This window comes from Marinomonas algae (assembly GCF_047525555.1).
GTDB lineage: Bacteria > Pseudomonadota > Gammaproteobacteria > Pseudomonadales > Marinomonadaceae > Marinomonas.
On sequence record NZ_JBLIXK010000020.1, the window covers coordinates 1 to 1,389 of the forward strand.

Consider the following 1,389-nt stretch of genomic DNA (forward strand, 5'->3'; position numbering starts at 1 on the left):
GGAGTCGGTAGAAAGTTATAATAAGAGTCGGCCACATATGGCCTTAAAATACAAAACGCCCGATGAGGTTCATCGAGCGTTTTAGAACCTGAATAAGTGTCAACCTATATCAGGACTAGTCAGGCGGCTTTATTTTCATCTCGTTTGTGAAAGGCTGCTTATTTTTGGTGAGGTGGCTTTAGTATTTAACGAACAAGAGGTTTATTTGAGGTCGTTAGTTTGTTGATGAGGGTATTTAGATCAGAGAATAACCAACTTATCTGTTAGGCCTAACTTACATGATTTAATTTAAAAAAAAGTTATAAAAGTCTTCCCTTTTCAATTCGTTATAGTAATATACGCACCCGCTGACAGCGACATAGTTGTTGTTGGTTTCGGGGCGTAGCGCAGCCTGGTAGCGCACTAGCATGGGGTGCTAGTGGTCGCAGGTTCAAATCCTGCCGTCCCGACCAAGAAAATAGTTTAGCCGCTATAGCTCAGTTGGTAGAGCATCTGACTTGTAATCAGAGGGTCCCGAGTTCGACTCTTGGTGGCGGCACCATTACTTGGTCAAAGTTTCTTTTCTTTTAAAGATTAGAAATAAAAAAAGATTTTGCTTTTAATAAAGCCGCTATAGCTCAGTTGGTAGAGCATCTGACTTGTAATCAGAGGGTCCCGAGTTCGACTCTTGGTGGCGGCACCATCTTAAAGGTGGGTTGTAAAAGTGAACTGCGTTGTTAGATAGGCCGCTATAGCTCAGTTGGTAGAGCATCTGACTTGTAATCAGAGGGTCCCGAGTTCGACTCTTGGTGGCGGCACCACTTTTACTCTTAGAGTAATTGAAAATTTGATTTAGCGTTTAGCCGCTATAGCTCAGTTGGTAGAGCATCTGACTTGTAATCAGAGGGTCCCGAGTTCGACTCTTGGTGGCGGCACCATTAAAGGCTAAATGAGAATGGGTGTGTAGCTCAGTTGGGAGAGCGTCGCCCTTACAAGGCGAATGTCGGGAGTTCGAACCTCTCCACACCCACCACTTACTAAACAGTGGGCTTATTAAAAGATAAGTAAAAGATTTAGATTGTGTTGGAGTGGTAGTTCAGTTGGTTAGAATACCTGCCTGTCACGCAGGGGGTCGCGGGTTCGAGTCCCGTCCATTCCGCCATTACTTATTAAGCTGTAAGTGACTGGTAGTAAGAAAGCTTAAAGCGGGTGTGTAGCTCAGTTGGGAGAGCGTCGCCCTTACAAGGCGAATGTCGGGAGTTCGAACCTCTCCACACCCACCACTTACTAAACAGTGGACTTATTGAAAGATAAGTAAAAGATTTAGATTGTGTTGGAGTGGTAGTTCAGTTGGTTAGAATACCTGCCTGTCACGCAGGGGGTCGCGGGTTCGAGTCCCGTCCATTCCGC

9 tRNA genes are annotated in these 1,389 nt (G+C 45.1%); all 9 read left to right on the forward strand.

Annotated elements, in window-relative coordinates:
- Positions 1 to 375 precede the first annotated feature (375 nt).
- The 9 genes from ACMUMQ_RS15805 to ACMUMQ_RS15845 all read left to right on the forward strand — a co-directional run bounded on the left by ACMUMQ_RS15805 (position 376) and on the right by ACMUMQ_RS15845 (position 1,388).
- Positions 376 to 452: transfer RNA gene (locus ACMUMQ_RS15805), tRNA-Pro, on the forward strand.
- Positions 453 to 465: 13 nt separating this feature from the next.
- Positions 466 to 541: transfer RNA gene (locus tag ACMUMQ_RS15810), tRNA-Thr, on the forward strand.
- Positions 542 to 606: 65 nt separating this feature from the next.
- A tRNA-Thr gene (locus ACMUMQ_RS15815) sits at positions 607 to 682 on the forward strand.
- A gap of 42 nt (positions 683 to 724) precedes the next feature.
- Positions 725 to 800, forward strand: a tRNA-Thr gene (locus ACMUMQ_RS15820).
- A 41-nt stretch (positions 801 to 841) separates the two neighbouring features.
- Positions 842 to 917: transfer RNA gene (locus tag ACMUMQ_RS15825), tRNA-Thr, on the forward strand.
- Between the two features lie 19 nt (positions 918 to 936).
- Positions 937 to 1,012 (forward strand) — tRNA-Val (locus ACMUMQ_RS15830).
- Between the two features lie 52 nt (positions 1,013 to 1,064).
- A tRNA-Asp gene (locus tag ACMUMQ_RS15835) sits at positions 1,065 to 1,141 on the forward strand.
- 45 nt (positions 1,142 to 1,186) lie between these two features.
- Positions 1,187 to 1,262: transfer RNA gene (locus ACMUMQ_RS15840), tRNA-Val, on the forward strand.
- A 52-nt stretch (positions 1,263 to 1,314) separates the two neighbouring features.
- Positions 1,315 to 1,388 (forward strand) — tRNA-Asp (locus tag ACMUMQ_RS15845).
- The last annotated feature ends 1 nt before the right edge of the window (position 1,389 follow it).